The sequence below is a fragment of the Limnoglobus sp. genome, assembly GCF_059499385.1.
Genome location: NZ_JCABYM010000091.1, coordinates 1 through 14,444, shown reverse-complemented (window position 1 = coordinate 14,444; position 14,444 = coordinate 1). Strand labels below are relative to the sequence as shown.

The 14,444-nt window shown below is 68.8% G+C and carries 12 protein-coding genes and 1 tRNA gene; 6 read left to right on the top strand and 7 right to left on the bottom strand.

Translation table 11 applies throughout. The features are described from left to right. Positions 1–45 precede the first annotated feature (45 nt). Positions 46–119 (bottom strand) — tRNA-Arg (locus AC5JJ2_RS16520). Positions 120–230: 111 nt separating this feature from the next. Further along, complete coding sequence (locus AC5JJ2_RS16515) at positions 231–1,412, bottom strand: hypothetical protein (protein ID WP_495859114.1); 1,182 nt, start codon at positions 1,410–1,412, stop codon at positions 231–233. A gap of 251 nt (positions 1,413–1,663) precedes the next feature. Here AC5JJ2_RS16515 and AC5JJ2_RS16510 point away from each other — a divergent pair, with 251 nt between their 5' ends. From AC5JJ2_RS16510 to AC5JJ2_RS16495, 4 genes are all read left to right on the top strand, one after another. Next, on the top strand, positions 1,664–2,548 hold the full coding sequence (locus AC5JJ2_RS16510; RefSeq protein WP_495859113.1) for a hypothetical protein: 885 nt from the start codon (positions 1,664–1,666) through the stop codon (positions 2,546–2,548). A gap of 42 nt (positions 2,549–2,590) precedes the next feature. Then, complete coding sequence (locus AC5JJ2_RS16505; RefSeq protein WP_495859112.1) at positions 2,591–3,352, top strand: ABC transporter ATP-binding protein; 762 nt, start codon at positions 2,591–2,593, stop codon at positions 3,350–3,352. A gap of 140 nt (positions 3,353–3,492) precedes the next feature. Then, the gene (locus AC5JJ2_RS16500; protein WP_495859111.1) at positions 3,493–5,205 is read left to right on the top strand and encodes a putative ABC transporter permease subunit; all 1,713 of its coding nucleotides are present in this window, start codon (positions 3,493–3,495) and stop codon (positions 5,203–5,205) included. Positions 5,206–5,265: 60 nt separating this feature from the next. Next, positions 5,266–6,228 carry an LCCL domain-containing protein gene (locus AC5JJ2_RS16495; protein ID WP_495859110.1) on the top strand — a complete coding sequence of 321 codons (963 nt, stop codon included), beginning with the start codon at positions 5,266–5,268 and terminating at the stop codon, positions 6,226–6,228. A 33-nt stretch (positions 6,229–6,261) separates the two neighbouring features. Here the strand turns inward: AC5JJ2_RS16495 and AC5JJ2_RS16490 are convergent, their stop codons facing one another. The 5 genes from AC5JJ2_RS16490 to AC5JJ2_RS16470 form a co-directional block, all read right to left on the bottom strand. Next, a complete protein-coding gene (locus tag AC5JJ2_RS16490; RefSeq protein ID WP_495859109.1) occupies positions 6,262–7,884 on the bottom strand; it encodes an ABC transporter permease subunit in 1,623 nt (540 codons plus the stop codon). Beyond that, complete coding sequence (locus AC5JJ2_RS16485) at positions 7,877–9,334, bottom strand: Gfo/Idh/MocA family protein (protein ID WP_495859108.1); 1,458 nt, start codon at positions 9,332–9,334, stop codon at positions 7,877–7,879. Before AC5JJ2_RS16485 ends, AC5JJ2_RS16490 begins: the two co-directional genes overlap by 8 nt. A 278-nt stretch (positions 9,335–9,612) precedes the next feature. Then, positions 9,613–10,827 (bottom strand): PQQ-binding-like beta-propeller repeat protein, encoded by a 1,215-nt coding sequence (locus AC5JJ2_RS16480; protein ID WP_495859107.1) that lies wholly within the window; start codon positions 10,825–10,827, stop codon positions 9,613–9,615. 8 nt (positions 10,828–10,835) lie between these two features. Continuing rightward, entirely contained in the window at positions 10,836–11,297 is a 462-nt protein-coding gene (locus AC5JJ2_RS16475; protein ID WP_495859106.1) for a hypothetical protein, read from the bottom strand. Between the two features lie 101 nt (positions 11,298–11,398). Further along, complete coding sequence (locus AC5JJ2_RS16470; RefSeq protein WP_495859105.1) at positions 11,399–11,821, bottom strand: YkgJ family cysteine cluster protein; 423 nt, start codon at positions 11,819–11,821, stop codon at positions 11,399–11,401. A 141-nt stretch (positions 11,822–11,962) separates the two neighbouring features. On the opposite strand from AC5JJ2_RS16470, the gene tadA reads away from it, so the two are divergent. Both tadA and AC5JJ2_RS16460 read left to right on the top strand, forming a co-directional pair. Next, positions 11,963–12,460: a tRNA adenosine(34) deaminase TadA gene (tadA, locus tag AC5JJ2_RS16465; RefSeq protein ID WP_495859104.1), complete on the top strand. Its 498-nt coding sequence runs from the start codon at positions 11,963–11,965 to the stop codon at positions 12,458–12,460. A 142-nt stretch (positions 12,461–12,602) separates the two neighbouring features. Further along, positions 12,603–14,306, top strand: coding sequence for an outer membrane protein assembly factor BamB family protein (locus AC5JJ2_RS16460; protein WP_495859103.1), 1,704 nt, complete (start codon positions 12,603–12,605; stop codon positions 14,304–14,306). The last annotated feature ends 138 nt before the right edge of the window (positions 14,307–14,444 follow it).

The following is a 14,444-nucleotide window of genomic DNA, read 5'->3' as shown; positions in this document are numbered from 1 at the left end:
AAAGAGAGAAGAGAAGTGTCCGCCTCGATGCCCGTCGTCGGAGAGTACACCCGAGAGGATTTGAACCTCTAACCTTCGGCTCCGGAGGCCGACGCTCTATCCAGTTGAGCTACGGGTGCAGCGTCTCATCAATGTATTACTTCGCACCGGCCCCCGACAAGGGCCGCGACGAATCCCGCCGCGCAGAGAGGGCCGGCGGCGAGGGCCGGCGGGTTCGCGCCGCCCCGGCGTCACTGGCTGACGAACGGCAGCCCGGTGTACGTGTCGTCGAAGTTGATGGTGAACACCGCCTGCCGTTGCAGGAACCCGGCCCCGAACACGAACTGCGACACCACCGCCCGGCCGAGCTGCGCCTGGCCGCCGGCCGCCGTGCCGGTAATGAGGAACGCGTTGTTCACCCCGTTCGGGATGACCGCCGCCCCGACCGTCACCCCGCGGGTGTAGTTGTTGAACGTCAACTGGTCGAGGATGTCCCCGGCCCGCGTCCCGACGAAGTTCCCCTGCTGGATGGCCGCCCCGCTGTAGACCGTGAAGTTCCCGGTCACCCCCGGCCCGGTCCCGACGCCCACGTCCGCGAACCCGTCCCGGTTGAAGTCACCGGCCGTCACGAACAGCCCGCTCCGGGTGTTCGGGTCGCGGGCGAAGAAGTCCGCCCGCACCTCGTTCAGGTTGAAGCTCGTGTACAGCAGCTGCCGGTCGGCGATGGCCGCCCCGTTCAGCACCCGCACCCGCGGCCCGCCGCCCAGCCCCGGCGCGACGACGAGGTCCGAGAACTGCAGCCCGCCGAGCGGCGTCGGGGCGGCCGCCACCGTCACCCCGTTGCGGAACGTGGACTCGAACGCGAAGAAGTTCGCGACCGTGTCGAAGTTCCCGTTGCTCGTGAAGGCCCGGCCCTGGGCCGAGACCTGTGCCCCGTCCAGGATGCGGACCCGCGGCCCGCCGCCCGGCCCCGCGCCGATGACGAGTTCGGCGTTCGTCGAGCCGATGAAGTTCCCGGTCGCCACGAACGTGCCGCCCCGCTGCGTGTCCTCGAACGCGAAGAAGTCGGCGATCACGAGGGCGTCCGAGATTTGCGCCGAGCCGTTGAGCGGCGCGCGGGGGAAGTTGACCGTCGGCGTCAGCGACCGGCCGTCGATGACCCGCACCCGCGGGCCGCCGCCGACCCCGGCCCCGACGATCAGGTCCGCCACGTTGTCCCCGTTCACGTCCCCGACGGCCGTGTTCACCCCGCCGGTGAACGTGTTCTCGAACGCCAGGAAGTCGGCCAGCCGCGCCCCGGTCGAGACGTTGAACACCTGCACCCGCGGCGGCAGCCCGGCCCCGGCGTTGACGGTGAAGATCGGCGCGGCGGACGGCACGTCCCGCCCCTCGAGTTGTTCCGCCGTGAGGCGCACCTTCGACACATCGCTCATGCTCTGCTCCTGGTCCGGGCGCGGGAAGGCAGTTTGGGGAACGGGTATACCGACGGGCGAAAATCGGGCAAGGCGAATCGCGACCGGCCCCGCCCCTTACCATACTGTGAGGGACCGCCCGCGGGATGGAAAATGAGAACGCATTCATTTCCTGAAACTCGGCCCTCGGGCCGGGTGTATGTCTGGTACGTCCGCCACCCGCGCCGAACCATGTCACCCGGCGGACCGGCTCGCAACAACCCGGTGCGATGATGCCCAGCCGTCGCGGCGTTCTCCTGATCCTGTCGTTTTGGCTCGTCACCCTCGGGTACGTCGGCTACCGCGACGTGTGGCCGCGGCTGTTCGCGGACAAGGCCCCGGCCGTGTGGATCGACCTGTCGGACGAGGCGACGCAAACCGTCCCCGTGCGGTGGGCGTTCTACCTGAACGACGACCGGGTCGGGACCGTCACCACGCAGATGAGCTACGAGGCCGGGACGGACGCGTTCACGTTCGCGACGAAGTACCGCGGCGACCTGAAGCGGGACGTGTTCGGGTACTCGGTCAAGGTCCCCGAGTTCGACATGACCACGACCGTCAACCGCGCCGGCGAGCTGCGGGCGCAGAAGATGGTCGCGGCCTTCCAAGTGAAGGCGCTCGGCCTGTCGCTCGGCGGCAAGGGTGCTACGGACGCCGTCGTCCGGGACGGCCAACTCGTGGGCAACTGCCGCCTGGATTCGGACACGTTCGGCACGTTCGAGGCCCCGTTTGAACCCGCCCCCGTCCCGGAGGGGCAGGTCCTCAACCCGCTCCAGCCGGTGAACCGGCTCCGCGGCGTGCGGCCGGGCATGCGGTGGGTGATCTACGAGGTGAACCCGTTGGCCGAGGCCGTGAACGGCATCCGCGAGACGGTCGGGAAGAAGTTCGGCACGGCGCTCCTGAACGGCAAGCCGCCGGCCCGCACCTCGCTGGTCGCGACGGTGGCCGACGCCCCGGAGGTGTTGAAGCTGAGCCGCGGCGAGCACGAGTGTTGGGTGATCGACATCCGCGGCGACACGGGTTCCACGACGGTCTGGGTCCGCGTCCGCGACGGACACGTGATGCAGCAGCGGGCGAAGCTCGAAGACGACACGATGCGGCTGGAACGCGAAGACTAACGGTTAGCGGGCGACCCAACGGGTCGCCCGCGAGGAGTGACCATGATCGAAATGCGCAACGTCTCGAAGCGCTACGGGCAGAAGGTAGCGGTCGAGGACTTGAATTTGAACGTGCCCGACGGCGAGTTGTTCGCGTTCCTCGGCCCGAACGGGGCGGGGAAGACGACGACGATCAAGATGCTCTGCGGCTTGTTGTTCCCGACGACCGGCACGGTGAAGGTCGGCGGGTTCGACGTGACCACGCAGGGCGACGAGGCCCGCAAGCTGGTGAGCTACGTCCCGGACCAGCCGTTCCTGTACGAGAAGCTGACCGGCCGCGAGTTCCTGCAGTTCACGGCCGACCTGTACGCGATGGACCCGGACCACGCGAAGGCCCGGATGCAGTACGTGCAGGACCAGTTCCGGTTGTACGAGTTCATCGACACGCTGACGGAGCGATACTCCCACGGGATGCGGCAGCGGACCGTCTTCGCCGCGGCCCTGTTGCACGAACCGAAGCTGCTGATCGCGGACGAGCCGACGGTCGGGCTGGACCCGAAGAGCATCCGCGAGCTGAAGGTGCTGCTGCGGCAGTTGGCGAAGGGCGGGACGACGGTGTTCCTCTCGACGCACACGCTGGACATCGCGCAGGAGCTGGCCGACCGCGTGGGGGTGATTCACAACGGCCGGCTGATCGCGTGCGACACGGTGGACGGCCTCCGGAAGAAGGCGAACTCCGACGGCACGCTGGAGGACGTGTTCATGAAGATCACGGACGAGGCGGCGGAGCAGCAAGAAGAAGTGGCGGCCGAGGCGGGTGTGTGAATCCGACTTCCGAAGTCAGGCTTCGACTTCGGAAGTCCGAACGGCAAAGACCTCGTGCCGAGGACGTGGTTGCGACATCGACTTCCGAAGTCGAAGCCGGACTTCGGAAGTCGGGGTGTAACGAGCGCTGAGAACAAACCATGCCCGCGACCCTCGACCAAGCCGCCGTCTTCCGCCGCCTGCGGGGCACGCTGTTCCGCAACGGCCTCCGCGTCCTGCTGGACACCGGCCGCGTCCGGCTCGTTACGATGGTCGCCACCAGCGTCGTCGTCGCGCTCTTCGTCTTCGGCCTCAGCGCGTTCGGGTTCCTCGAACTGTTCAACTCGAAAATCCCGATGAAGGGCCTGATCGTCGGCGGGCTGTTCGACCTGATGTTCTTCACCCTCGGCGTCATGCTCCTGTTCTCGACCGGGATCATCCTGTACGCCAGCCTGTTCACGTCGCCGGAGACGCGGTTCCTGCTCACGACGCCGGCGCGGGCCGACCGCATCTTCGCGGCGAAATTCCAGGACGCGGTCGCGTTCTCGTCGTGGGGGTTCGTCGTCCTCGGCCTGCCGATCCTCGTCGCCTACGGCCTGACGGCCGGCGTGCCGGTCTGGTTCTACCCGCTGTTGCCGCTGTTCCTGCTCGGCTACGTCCTGCTACCCGGCGCGGTGTCGGCGCTCGTCTGTCTCGTATTCATGCGATACCTGCCGCGGAACCGGAAGCAGGTGCTGATGGTCGTCGGAACCTTCCTGGTGTTCGCGTTCGGCGTCTGGCTGTACCGAACGAGTGCCGCGTCGCGGGCGGCGTTGACGGCCAATAACCGGGACGCGCTGGAAACGTTCGTCGGGCAGTTCAGCCTCGCCCGCAACCCGGTCACGCCGAGCCACTGGATGACGAGCGGCCTCCTCGCCGCCGCCCGCGGCGAGAACGCCCGCGAGGTTCTCGTCCCGCTCGCGCTCATCTGGAGCAACGGCCTTGTCGCGTTCCTGCTGGCCGCGTTCGCGGCGAAGCGGGTCTACCGTACCGCCTACGACCGCGCCGCCGGGGGCGGGGACCGCAAGAAGGTTTACCGCGGCAACGCGCTCGACCGCGTGATGGAATTGCTCGTCGGCTACCTCGACCGGCCGACGCGCATCCTCGTCGTGAAGGACTTCCGCACGTTCCGCCGCGACCCGTCGCAGTGGGGCATCCTCGTGCTGTTCGCCGGCCTCATGCTGCTCGGCGTCCGCAACTTCCGCCAGTTCAACCAGGCCGACCTCGAAGGGATCGACAAGTACATCATCGGCCTCGTCAACCTCGCCGGCGTGTCGGTGCTGCTGTGCGCCGGCCTCAGCCGGTTCATCTTCCCACTGATCTCCCTCGAAGGCCGGAAGTTCTGGATCCTCGGCCTCATGCCGATCAGCCGCCGGCAGATTCTCGTCGGCAAGTTCGCGTTCGCCGCGACCGGGGCGACGCTCATCGGCCTGACGCTCGTGGTCGGCAGCGAGGTGCTGCTCGGCCTGCCGCCGGCGGTCGTGGCGATCCACGCCGTCACGGTGCTGGCCGTCGCGGTCGGCCTCAGCGGCTTGAACGTCGGCCTCGGGGCGTACATGCCGAACTTCCGCGAGACCGACCCGTCGAAGATCGTCGTCGGGTTCAGCGGCACGGTGAACATGGTGACCGGCCTCTTGTTCGTCGTCGTCACGATCACGCTCATGGCCGTGCCGCTGCACGCGGCCGCGGTGCTGCGGCACTTGAACAAGTTACACGTCGGTGACTTCCCGTGGTGGGCCTACGCCGGCCTTCCATTCGGGGTGATTCTGGGCGTCGTCGCCACCTTGCTGCCCCTCCGCGCCGGCACGCGGGCGATTGAACGGGTGGAGTTCTGACCAACGGCGCGGTATCCTGGGCGTTGGAAAATCGAACCCGCGCCTCGGAGGGCTTCCGCCATGTCGGCCCGTCGTCTGGTGTCTTGGGGGTTGTTCGCCGTCCTGCTGTGTGCCGTGGCCGTCGCGCCGTTCCGCGGCGTCGCCGCCCCGCTCCCGCCGGGGGAGAAATCGGCCGCGACCGGCCCGGAGATCGAGGTCCAGTTCATTGACGGCAGCCGGATGAAGGTGAAGCTGCTCGACGAGAAGCTGGAACTCGTCACGAAGCACGGCACGCTCCAGATCGCAACCGCCGACGTGCGGCAGGTCGAGTTCGCGACCCGCATCCCGCAGGCGGACGCGGACAAGATTCGCGTCGCCGTGCTGGCCCTCGGCAGCCCGGAGCACAAGGTCCGCGTCCAGGCGGCGAACGACCTGAAGGCCATCGGCCCCCGCTCCTTCGCGGCGCTGTTGAAGGCGACGAAGAACGACGACCCCGAAATCGCGCAGCGGGCGGACGACCTGGTCGAGTTCCTGAAGGCGAAGTATTCGGACGTGCAGCTCGAAGTCCGCGAGCAGGACGTGGTCCACACGGACGACTCGAAGATCGCCGGGCAGTTGAGCGCCGCGCAGCTGCGGATCGGCACGTTCCAGTTCGGCGAGTTGCGGATGAAGGTGGCCGACGCGCGGTCGCTCGGCGACGGCCCGAACGAGGACGACCTGGTCGCGGCGAACGCGCAGCCGGCCCCGACGAACATGTCCGCGTTCGCCGGGCAGTTCGGCAAGACGCACCTGTTCACGGTCGTGGGGGCGCAGCCGAACACCGGCACGGTCTACGGCACGGACCAGTACACGCTCGACTCGTACCTGGGGCTGGCGGCCGTCCACGCGGGCGTGGTGAAGCCCGGCCAGACGGCGGTGGTGAAGGTAAAGGTGATCCAGTCGCCGCAGGGGTTCACGAGTTCGACCCGCAACGGCGTGTTCTCGAACCAGTACGGGTTCTACCAGCCCGGCGCATACGAGTTCGTGAAGAAGAAGCCGAAGTAGCGGCGGTTAGCGGGCGACCCGATGGGTCGCCCGCTAACCGAGTTTCCGGTTACACATGACGACCAGACACGTTACCGCCACCTGCACGAGGCACATCGCGGCGACTCCGGCCTCCGTGCCGTAGTGCATCTGGTTGAACAGGTCGAGCATGTACACCGTCAGGTGCGGCGGGACCACCAGCTTACTCGCGCTCACCTCGCCGAGGCTCACCACGCCGACGGCCACGGCCGCGAACGCGATGGCGTTGCGGAGCAGCGGCCAGCCGACGTGCCGCCACGGGCCGACGCCGTCGAGGGCGGCGGCCTCGTGCAGTTCCTTCGGGATGACACGCACGGCGGGGAAAAGGATCGCGACCGCGACCGGGAAGAAGCGGACCGTGCAGGCCCAGATTCCCGGCAGCGGCGACGGCTGGTCGTACAGGAGCGACCGTAGCGGCGGGAAGTCGGGGGCGAGGCCGAAAGTTCGCAGGACGAATTCTTCCAGCGTGAGCAGCAGCGAAATCAGTTCCTTCAGCCCGAGGCCGACGAGCGGCCCCGGCGTCAGCGCGAGCGGCACGGCGATGGCGACGACGCGGCCGGGGCGGTCGCGGTTGGTCCAGCAGAACCATGCGGCGAACGCGGCGGTGACGACGCCCGCGACGGCGGCGGCCAGCACGCCGGACGCGATCGTGACGCCGGACAGCCGCACGGTGCGGTCGAGCTGCGTGCCGAGGTTCGCGAAACTCCAGCCGGCGGACGTGACGCCCGCCTTCCAGACGAGGGCCGCGAACGGGACGCCGGCGACGAGTAGCACGACCGGCCACGCGAGCAAGCCGAGGCGCGATCGCAGGCGAACTCCGGGGCCGGCGACGGACTCTGGCGGGAAGAAACGGGTCGCCGGCAGCCGTGACAGCCGGACGGCGAGGAAGCTCGCGAGGAGCCAGACCGGTACGGTGACGGCCACGGCCGCGGCGACGCCGGCCGGGAAGCCGACGAGTTGCGTGTACACTTCCTCCGCGAACGTGCGGACCATCATCGCGTCGGTGACGGCGATTTCCGTCGCCGTTTGCGAGGCCACGAACCCCCCGGCCGCCACCGCCGCCACCGCCACGCGGGGCAGCAGCACATACCGCCAGAGGGATTTCGGCCCCCCGGTCATTAGGGCCTCGTCTTCGAGGCCGCGGTCGGTGTGCTTCAGGCCGGCGGCGACGATCCACGCGACCCACGGGATCGCGGCCGTGCCGTGGACCCACGCGGCGGGCAGCAGGCCCTGGTTCCACGGCCGCCACGCGACCGCGCCGGGGTCCAGTGCCAGCGGCGGCAGCCACGAGCCGAGGACGACCTGCCAAGCCACGGCGTACACCGGCAGCGGCACGAACAGTGCGAGCAGGAGCAGGCCGTGAAGCACGCGGCGGCCGGGGACGGCGGCGCGTTCGACCGCCACGCCGAGGAGCGTACCGGCGGGGACGGCGACGAGCATCGACAGCATCGCGAGGGCGACGGTATTGCCGAGCAGCGGCAGGATGCGGTCGAGTTCCCGCCACGCGAGCCACGCCGACGGGCGGCGGATCAGCTCCGCGAACACGCAGGCGAGCGGCGCGAGGTAGACCAGGGCAAAAAGAAAAGCCCAGGGAAGTCCTTCCCTGGGCTTTCGGCTTCCTCGGATGAGGTTACGCATTCTTGTCTTCGAGCATGTCCCAGCCCTTGCGGTACTCGTACTTGATGTACTGGGCCGCGTCCGGGTTGCCCTTGCACTCCAGCGTCGCCGGGTCGAACTCGAACGCCTTGCCGGTCCGGATCGCCACGTTCCCGAGGACGAACGCCCCGGCCAGGTAGCTCGCGTAGTCGAAGTTCGACACCGCGTGCTCCGGCTTGCCGGCCTTGATCGCCTCGACCCACTCGATCTTGTTGTTCTTGTCGAAGTCGCCGCCCTTCCACAGCTTCAGCTTCTCCGGCTCCTTCGTGTTGATGTCCTTGAACGCCCCCTCCGGCCCGAAGAACACCTCCGCCCCGTAGTCGCTCGGCGAGTAGATGTACCCCTTCTCGCCGATGATGATGCTGCCGCTGTTCACGAGCGCCTTCTTGCGGTCCTTGTTCGTGTCGATGGCCAGCGCCTTGTCGATCCACTCCTGCGGCGGCACGAGCTTCTTGCCGTCCTTCCCCTTGCCCTCGTACCAGTGGACGGTGACCGGCGGCAGGTCGCCGCGGGCCGGGAACTCGAAGACGACGTGCGCCGAACTCGGGCAGGTCTCGTCGTTCACGTCCGTGGCCGTGGCGGACACCTTCGTCGGCATCTGGAGCTTGCACGCCATGAACGCCATGTTCGCGGTGTGGCAGGCCATATCGCCGATCGCCCCGGTCCCGAACGTCCACCACCCCCGCCAGTTGAAGTCGTGGTAGCAGCCCCGCTTCGGGTTCTTCGGGTTCACCGGGCCGTGGGCGTAGGGCCGCTCCGGGGCCGGCCCGAGGTACGACTGCCAGTCCAGGTAGTCCGGCACGGCCGTCGGCTCGTACCGCTTCAGCACGGCCGGGGCCTGAGGCCACACCGGGCGGTTCGTCCAGACGTGGACCTCCTTCACCGCGCCGAGCGTGCCGTTCTGCACCAGCTCGACCGCCCGGCGGAGGCCCGGCAGCGTCGTCCCCTGGTTGCCCATCTGGGTGCAGACGCCGTTCGCCTTCGCGACCTTCCGGAGCAGGTCGTTCTCGAACACGGTGCGGGCCAGCGGCTTCTGGACGTAGACGTGCTTCTTCGCCCGCATGGCCATCGCGGCCGGCAGGGCGTGCATGTGGTCCGGCGTGCTGATCGTGAATGCGTCCACCGTCTTCATGAGTTCCGCGTCGTCGAACAGCTTGCGGAAGTCTTGCACGCCCTTCGCCTTTGGCCACTTCTTGAGCTTCGCGCCGAGGTAGTCCTTGTCCACGTCGCACAGGCCGACGACTTCCATCAGGTCGCCGGCGTGGTCGATGTCGCTGGACCCCTTGCCGCCGACGCCGATGCCGGCCACGTGCAGCTTCTCGTTCGCGCCGTAGGCTTTGCTAACGGAGAACGCGGGGCCGGTGAAGAGATACCCGAGGCTGCCGCCGGCGGTCAGTTGCACGAACCGGCGACGGGTGAATCGCGTGGCCATGGAGAGCATTCCTCAGTCGGAAAATGGGGTGCGAGATCGGAGGGCGTCGGCGGGCCGGCCGACGTGGGGACAGTGTAGGCGGACGGCGGAGCGGCCGCAACGGGCAAATAGTAGTAGGCACACTCCGTGTGCCGTCTGCTGTCGGCCGCAGCGACTCGGACGAACTCCCCGCGGCGTGCAGGAAACGGCACACGGAGTGTGCCTACTACTATGGTCGGCCGCGGCGACTCGGGCGAACTCGCCGCGGCCGACAGCAAACGGCACACGGAGTGTGCCTACTACTTTGGCATCTCCAGCGCGATCAGGTCCTTCTCGTCCCGGAGGTACACGACGCCGCCGACGAGGGCCGGGTGCGCCCACGTCACGCCGCACACCTTCGACTTCGCCAGCTCCTTGTACTCCTTCTCCGTCGCCTCCAGCAGCGACAGGGAGCCGTTGTCGTCGAGCATCAAGAGCTTGTCGTCGCCGGTGCGGATCAGGGCGGCGTGGTAGCGGCCGACGTTCGGCCTCTCCCACTTCACCTCGCCGGTCGCGGCCTCCACGCACCGCAGCGTGACCGTCGGGTTCTGTAGCGTGGCCGCCCCGTTCACCATGTACAGGTACTTCCCGACGACGACCGGGGTGGAGAAGTAGCACGTCAGCTTGTCCCTCTTCCACGCCCGCTCCGGCGCGGGCTTGCCGTCCTTCTCGACGAACTTGAGCGCGACCGTGCCCGCCGTCACGGAGCTGCCGATGAGCAGGTCGCCCGCCTTCACCGGGGCCGTCGAACTCTCGTTGAGCAAGTCCTTGAACGGGTAAACCCACTCCTTCTCGCCCTTCGCGGTCAGGCCGACGAGGTTCGCCCCGGTCAGGAACACGAGCTTCCCGTCGCCGTGGACCAGCGGCGTGGAGTAACTCGCCGCGTCGTCGGTCGCCTGCCACTTCACCTTCCCGTCGGCCGCGTCGAACCCGACGATGCCGTGCCCCTTGCCGCCGACCATCACGACGACCGCGTCGCCGACGACCGTGGGCGACGTGGACACGCCGAAGAACAGGTTCTTGACCTTGAACTCCTTCAGCGTGTCCACCTTCCACAGGACCGTGCCGGTCTTCGCGTCCCAGGCGGCGAGGACGCCGGTGCTGCCGAGGGTGAACACCTTCCCGCCGGCGACGGCCGGCGTGCCCCGCGGCCCCTTCCCGAACGGCGGCGTGTACGCCTCCCGATCGTAGCTCTTCTCCCACTTTTGCTCGCCGGTCTTCGCGTCGTAGGCCGCCAGCGCGTCGGCGTTCTTCCCCTTCGGCTGGTAGAAGGCGTACACGACGCCGTCCACAATCACCGGCGAGGCGTGGGCGTCGCCGACCGGTTTCTTCCACAACACCTTCGGCTCGCCGGTCCACGGGGCGACCGTCTCGGCGGTGGCACTGTCCCGGTTCGGCCCGAGGAACTGCGGCCAGTCGGCGGCGGTCGCGGTCGGCAGAATCAGCAACAGGAGGGCGAGGGGAAGCGAACGCATGGTGATCCTCACGCGATGAGGGGCAGCGACACCCGCGACGGCGGCGGGGCGGCGGGCGGGTCCGCTTCATTCAGGAATACGTGCAGCGGGGCGTACCGCCAGCCGGTCCCGAACTCGTCCGCGAGCGATTTCATTTTCGCGAGCGCCGCTTCCGTGAGCGGCTGCTGCTGGTCCTGGAACGCGGGGTCGCAGAAGTAGATGCGGCAGCCGAGCGGCCGGTGGTCGCGGGCGGTGCAGCGGTTGTCGATCTGGAACGGGCAGCCGTCCCGCGTGACCGGCTGGGTGAACGGGAGGTTCGCTTCGAGCAGGATTTCGGCCTCGAAGTGGCTGAGGAACAGGGTGTGGCCGTACTCGGTGAACCGGCAGCACCGGCCGGACGCATCGCACCGCGGGGCCGCGGCCGCGACCGCGGCATCGACCTCGGCGTAGATGCGGTCCAAGTGGTGACGCAGCTCGGGGTGCATGGGCATAGTAGTAGGCACACTCCGTGTGCCGTCTGCTGTCGGTCGCAGCGGCTTCCACGAACTCGCTGATACGCCGAGGAAACGGCACACGGAGTGTGCCTACTACTTTACATCTTCACGACCTTCATCCGCTTCACGATCTCTTCGACGGGGATCAACTCGCCGACGCCGCTGCCGGGGCAGACCGCTTCCGTCCGCTCCCACTGCTCCGGCGATTCGAGGTTGCTCTCCCAGAACGGCCACGTCCGGCACTGCCGCGGACGGACGCGGTAAACCGTGCAGCCGCGCTGCTGATCGTAGAACACGCAATCGCCGTTCGCCTTCTCGCGGAGGGTGACCTTGCCGCGGGCCTTGCGGGTGTGCAGCGCGACGAACTCGTGCAGCGGCTCGCCGCGGAACGCGGCCAGCTTCCGGACCTCGTCCTCCGTCACCCACACGTAGCCGGGGTCGCCGGTGCAGCACTTCCCGCACTGCGTACACGTGAAGCGAAGCCCGTCCCGATACCACGGCTGCTCGGCCGGCTCTGGCATGATGCACCTCTTCCCTCGTTCTACGTTTCTGCACTGCCGGGGACGCGATTATATAGCCGCCGGCTTGCCGGCGGGGTTATGCGACACCCAAAACCCCGCCGGCAAGCCGGCGGCTATATAGTCCCGGCCTACAATCCCCCCATGCTCGACCTCGCGTTCACCGACCCGCGACACCCGGTCCACGTCCTGCACATGGAGATGGCGCTCGAAGAGGCCCGGCTCGCGGAGGCCGAGGACGAGGTCCCCATCGGCGCGGTCATCGTCCACCCGGAGCGGGGCGTCATCGCCCGCGCCCACAACCAGCGGGAGCAGCTGCACGACCCGACCGCCCACGCGGAGATGATCGCCCTCACGCAGGCGGCCGCCGCCCTCGAATCGTGGCGGCTGGAGCGGTGCTTCCTGTACGTCACGCTCGAGCCGTGCCCGATGTGCGCCGGCGGCATCGTCCAGGCCCGGCTGCCGGTCGTCGTGTACGGGACGACCGACCCGAAGGCCGGGGCGTGCCACACCCTCTACCAGATCACCACCGACCCGCGGCTGAACCACCGCTGCACCGTCCTCGGCGGCGTCCTGGCCGAGGCGTGCGCGGCGGTCCTGACCGAGTTCTTCGCCAAGAAGCGGGCGATGGGGAAGAAATGACTCCGCGGCGCGACCGGCACAACCGGCGCAGCCCCCGCCGGTTTCGCCGGCCGGATCGCGGGTTCGTCAAACGCTTCTCACGCCGGCGCGTTAAAATACCGTAATGCCGACGCTGCCCCGGCACGCACCCGGAGTCCGACCCATGCGGTTCCCCCCGACCCTGCTCGCCGCCCTCCTCGTCCTGGCCGCCCGCGGGCCGGCGACCGCCCAAGTCGCGGCCGTCCCGCCGCCGTCCGAGGCGGCGCTCGACGTGTTGAACCTCAAGACCGAGTGGACCACGGCCGTCCCGCTCGCCGGCCGGTTCGACGCGGTGGAGCTGATCCAGGTCGCGGACGGGAACCAGATTTTCGTCCAGACGAAGGGCGGGCTGCTGCTGGCGCTCGACGCGAAGACCGGCAGCCAGCAGTGGCAACTGAAGTTCGACGCGGCCAACGCCCCGGTCTTCCCGGTCGCCGTGAACGACCGGCTGCTCGTCGCCGTCAACCTCGTCAGCATGTACTGCGTCCACCGGTACACCGGGCTGGTCGAGTTCAAGTTCCGGCTGCCGCTCGTGCCGTCGGCCGGGCCGACGATCGACAAGGACACGGCGTACCTGACGCTGAACGGCCAGCGGATGACGGCCTACGCCCTGCCGGACCCGGTGACGATGCCGGAGCGGCGGGCGAACGCGAACGCCGGCGTCGGCAGCCTCGCCGGGGCCGTCGATTTCCGGATCAAGAACCCGGCCGACGTGGTCGCCACCCGGTACCCCGGCACGGTCCGCAAGTCCGCGAACGTCGTCGACCGGTTCGAGGAGAGTAAGGTGACGGTCAGCGCCGACACGCAACTGACCGGCGGCGCGCTGGCGACGCAGCGGGCCCCGTCGCTGTCCGTGCTGCCGTCCGTCCGGCCGCCGTACAACGTGTTCGACGACCGCGGCAAGTACGTCGTCCGGTCCGAGTCGCTCTCGACCGTCCACAGCATGCGGCAGCCGTACTCGCTGACCGACCCGACGGGGGCGGCCATCCAGCGGACGCCGTCGATCGCGTCGATCCCGCCGTCCCTCGCCGCCCTGTACGAGCAGACGAACCTGCTCGCCCGGCCGCTGGAGCCGAAGGCCCGGTGGGTCGTCGGCTCGACCGTCCGGCTGACGCACCCGCCGCTGACGACGAACTTCCGCGTCTGGTTGCTCAGCGACTCCCAGATCGTGCAGGTCTACCTGAAGGAAGACAAGTCGCTCCAGCTGACGGCCCGGATGCCGAACCACCCGGCCGCGGAACCGGGACAGGCGGACGACATCGGTTACATCCCGCTGATCGACGGCAACCTGATGGCGTTCGACCTGACCGGCGGCGGCGGCGGCGTGGCGAAGGTCGTGTGGCGGGCGAACGTCGGCGGGGCGATGAACCGCAAGCCGCTCTTGACGAAGGACGCCGTCTACCAGGGCGGGGACACGTCCGGCGTGGCCCGGATCGACCGCAAGACCGGCGAGGTGCTGTGGCGGACGGACGACACGGCCGACACGGTGCTGGCGGTGAACGACGAGATCGTGTACGTCCGCGACAAGCAGGGGTTGCTCCGGGCCTACGACCGCAACCGCGTGACGGACCCGGCCACCCGCCGGGCGGTGCAGCTCGGCGTGCTGAGCCTCGGCGGGTTCCCGGTGACGACGGAGAACGAGTTCACCGACCGGCTGTACATGGCCTCCGCGACGGGGCTGCTGATCTGCCTGCGGGACAAGTCGCCGAAGTACGCGGCCCCGCTGGTCGTCGGCCCGCCGCTGCACGCCCCGGCCCCGGCGCTGGGGAAGAAGCCGGACCCGAACGCCCCGCCGATGCCGAACACGCCGGCGGAGCCGAAGAACTAACGGCGCGGGATTGAGCAAATTCGGGTGGCCGGGGCGGAGGCTTTGCGGGGCCCCCCGGGGGGGCCGCACGGGGGGAGCCCACACAACCCCCCCCCCCCCCCCCAAAACAAAATTATGCCACCACCGGCGAAAAAAGTA

Bases quoted from the DNA above. Each gene is read 5' to 3' on its own strand.
- AC5JJ2_RS16490 (WP_495859109.1), bottom strand. From the start codon at position 7,884: ATGCGTAACCTCATCCGAGGAAGCCGAAAGCCCAGGGAAGGACTTCCC.
- AC5JJ2_RS16505 (WP_495859112.1), top strand. From the start codon at position 2,591: ATGATCGAAATGCGCAACGTCTCGAAGCGCTACGGGCAGAAGGTAGCG.
- AC5JJ2_RS16460 (WP_495859103.1), top strand. From the start codon at position 12,603: ATGCGGTTCCCCCCGACCCTGCTCGCCGCCCTCCTCGTCCTGGCCGCC.
- AC5JJ2_RS16485 (WP_495859108.1), bottom strand. From the start codon at position 9,334: ATGGCCACGCGATTCACCCGTCGCCGGTTCGTGCAACTGACCGCCGGC.
- AC5JJ2_RS16500 (WP_495859111.1), top strand. From the start codon at position 3,493: ATGCCCGCGACCCTCGACCAAGCCGCCGTCTTCCGCCGCCTGCGGGGC.
- AC5JJ2_RS16470 (WP_495859105.1), bottom strand. From the start codon at position 11,821: ATGCCAGAGCCGGCCGAGCAGCCGTGGTATCGGGACGGGCTTCGCTTC.
- AC5JJ2_RS16510 (WP_495859113.1), top strand. From the start codon at position 1,664: ATGCCCAGCCGTCGCGGCGTTCTCCTGATCCTGTCGTTTTGGCTCGTC.
- AC5JJ2_RS16515 (WP_495859114.1), bottom strand. From the start codon at position 1,412: ATGAGCGATGTGTCGAAGGTGCGCCTCACGGCGGAACAACTCGAGGGG.
- AC5JJ2_RS16495 (WP_495859110.1), top strand. From the start codon at position 5,266: ATGTCGGCCCGTCGTCTGGTGTCTTGGGGGTTGTTCGCCGTCCTGCTG.
- tadA (WP_495859104.1), top strand. From the start codon at position 11,963: ATGCTCGACCTCGCGTTCACCGACCCGCGACACCCGGTCCACGTCCTG.
- AC5JJ2_RS16475 (WP_495859106.1), bottom strand. From the start codon at position 11,297: ATGCCCATGCACCCCGAGCTGCGTCACCACTTGGACCGCATCTACGCC.
- AC5JJ2_RS16480 (WP_495859107.1), bottom strand. From the start codon at position 10,827: ATGCGTTCGCTTCCCCTCGCCCTCCTGTTGCTGATTCTGCCGACCGCG.